This window comes from Acetobacter tropicalis, assembly GCF_001580915.1.
GTDB classification, from domain to species: domain Bacteria; phylum Pseudomonadota; class Alphaproteobacteria; order Acetobacterales; family Acetobacteraceae; genus Acetobacter; species Acetobacter tropicalis.
The window spans coordinates 1-2,822 of sequence record NZ_LHZQ01000093.1; the positions used below are offsets into that span (position 1 = coordinate 1).

Below are 2,822 nucleotides of genomic sequence, written 5' to 3' on the forward strand. Positions count from 1 at the left end.
CCAGCGACGCAGCCGCCGGTGCACGTTCTTCCAGTCCCCGAACCGGGCAGGCAGATCACGCCAGGGAATGCCTGCACGGTAACGATACAGCACAGCTTCGATAAACAGACGGTTATCCGCAGCCGTCCCACCGACATGACCTTCGCGACCCGGGAGAAGATCTTTTATCCGCTCCCACTGACCATCGCTCAGACCATACCGTCGCATTCACACTCTCCCCGTTCCAGAAACAGGAAGAAAACATCACAGATCTAACGGGAGTACAAGCTTCATAAGCCCCCCGTTTAACTGACGACACGCCCTAGTTACGCTCGAACCGCAACTCGACCCATTTGCATATCGACCGCGGTCGGACCTTGTCGATTGAAGCGGATTTTGAAATTTACCTCGTCGCCAATCATCAACTCATCGAACACATCCGCGTCTGACATTGATCGATGCGCGAGTAAGTCGCTCGGGTATGCGGAGCTCCGCAGAAAGGCATATCCTGGCCTAAGCGAAGTGATTCTTCCAGAATGACGGTTCAGTCTTTTGGTAAACACATTATCGGTTCGCGAAGTCCCTCGGCGGAAATCATCCGGAGCACCCTGCTCAATCTCGGAGAATAAATTCTCGCAGGCCTCAATCTTACCGCTAAGAAATAGAAGTTGAGCAAGATCGAATCTACTTTCATAATTTCGATCTCCTCTGGAGAAGCTTCGTCCGAGGTGGTCTTCGACCTGCGTCAAGTCTGGTGCTTCGCCGTTCATGAGGTGCATCGCCATAGCATGGTGCGTTGGCCTATCGTCTGGGCTCCGACCCAAAGCCGCTTGAAGAGTCTTAAACGCCTCCAAAGATCGGCCTCGAGCATCATACAACCGCGCCACTTTGATCGCCGTGCTTGAGCCTCGGGCGCCAGCCGCCAAAGCCTGTTCAAGCGCGCGCAACGCCTTGTCCTCTTCATCTACCTCTTGACGGAAGCGAGCCTCCACCTGGTCAATATCAGCGTCATGCCGGACGTATATAACATTGTGAGTGCTTCTCGATAGCGGACGTGTTTGAAAACTCCGGCCCGCATCCTTTTGTGCCGACTTGGCATGGCATCAGTTTGTTAAAAAGTAGGCTTAGTTTGCGCACGATAAAATGTACACCTAGCTCATCGTGCTTGGGTCAAGTCGGACACTTATCTTTTGGAGCGGGCAATTACTACTTGGCTTTGTAGCTCTCTGAAAAGCGCCAAGTGGCAATCGTACGCCATCGATCACCAAGATGTTGTTGAAGTTCGAACCCACGCTCATCTTCCATAAGTGGCAATATGAGCGGACCGATTGGGAACGGGATGTTCTTAGCTGCTTCGCTGAAATCCACTTCTAGTTTGACCGATTGCCCATGTGGAGTTTTCAAACCGTGCAGCCGGAAGGCAAGCTCATGATTGCCCTTTTTTTTCACATCGATTGAAAGAAGAAAGTTAAGGCGCAATGCTGAGCGTCTTGAAGAGGCTTGTTCATCGTTCAACTCTAGGATCGGATTAATCAAACCGATCACAATCAGCTTACCATTTTCTTCAATCCTGATGTCATCACATGCTAGCGCAGTGCGGATTTTAACGGCTTCAATCATACTAAATCACTCGATAGCGTCGTGGAAATTGTCCTATTCACCATTGCTGTCTCTACGTTGTTAATTTTCTCATTGTTTTCGAAACTATGAGCGACAACATTCCACAATCTCGGATGGTCACGCATTCCTGCTAGGGACGGCCTTACAGTCGAATCTGTATCAATCTCTTGATAGCGCTCCACTCGCACCAACGTCAGTCGAGCTTCCATTGCTTCCAACAAGTCAGCTATAGTATCAAGAGTCCAGTTGCCTGGACTGTTTAGGAGCCGGCTTACTCGCCCCTTATTGCTATCGAGCCGCTCGACTAACCAAGCTTGATCCACCCCCTCGTTTTCACGCATGCTGTCCCACAATGTCCAGATGGCTCGCGCTACCGTAAGCCGAACTGCTGCGCGTGCGTAGCCTCTGTCTTCCTGGGTGATTGGGGATGCTGACAATTTCTTAACAGAAAACTTGTCAGTTTTGATGCAGAGCGCCTCTTTCTTGGTCATAGTCATAAGTCCTTAATGCGTATACGATCTACGCTTGGCAACAAGGTTACCCATTCATGTATCAACTCTGAATTCAACGTCTTATAATCAATCCTTCCCTTCTGCCCGGTAGGTTTGAAGGGGAGTTCGTCACGGTGGAACAGTCTCAAGCCCACAAAGCATGAGGGGTGAATAAACGCGCCAAACAATCGAATGCCTGGAGCAGGTGCCATCACCTTCATTTGAGCAATGCCGTTACGGCCACCACTCTCCTCGAACAATCCATAGTTCGGGCGGCCGTTCTCAATAAAATCGTCGAAGACAGCCTTAGTTCGACCACGCAAACTCTCCCGTTCATCCCAAGGGTTGTTAACGCGGCTAGCAACATCCTCAGTAAGGAATAGAAATGCTCTCGTTTTAGTGATCGGGCGCGACGGCTTCCACATGTGAAGTACCTCAAGATCTGTCTTTAGAGTCTCGGTCAACATCACATCGGTTGTCATATAATGCAACTTCCGAAAAATTTCAAGCCTTGTCAACTCCTCGAAGTGTTTTCTCGGGGTTAAAGAACGTAACACAAACATGCACTATCCAAAGAGAAGAGGCAGAGTTAGCTTATGGACGGGTTACGCAAGTAAGTCTTTCCAAGTCGCAAACATCGATATCAAAATGGCCGCTGTTGCGATTGGGTAGCCCGAAAGCAGACAGGTAGCATACCTGAAGGGTTTCGGGCGCCGCGAGGCGTACGAAAGT

At 50.1% G+C, this 2,822-nt stretch carries 4 protein-coding genes; all 4 read right to left on the reverse strand.

The genetic code is table 11. The features are described 5' to 3' along the window. The coding region (locus AD944_RS00715; RefSeq protein ID WP_156477223.1) for a transposase at positions 1-207 on the reverse strand (207 nt) is incomplete at its 3' end. Between the two features lie 978 nt (positions 208-1,185). Then, complete coding sequence (locus tag AD944_RS00725; protein ID WP_045541258.1) at positions 1,186-1,599, reverse strand: hypothetical protein; 414 nt, start codon at positions 1,597-1,599, stop codon at positions 1,186-1,188. Beyond that, positions 1,596-2,090 carry a helix-turn-helix domain-containing protein gene (locus AD944_RS00730; protein WP_045541257.1) on the reverse strand — a complete coding sequence of 165 codons (495 nt, stop codon included), beginning with the start codon at positions 2,088-2,090 and terminating at the stop codon, positions 1,596-1,598. Before AD944_RS00730 ends, AD944_RS00725 begins: the two co-directional genes overlap by 4 nt. Positions 2,091-2,092: 2 nt before the next feature. Beyond that, the gene (locus tag AD944_RS00735) at positions 2,093-2,572 is read right to left on the reverse strand and encodes a hypothetical protein (RefSeq protein ID WP_045541256.1); all 480 of its coding nucleotides are present in this window, start codon (positions 2,570-2,572) and stop codon (positions 2,093-2,095) included. Positions 2,573-2,822 lie beyond the last annotated feature (250 nt).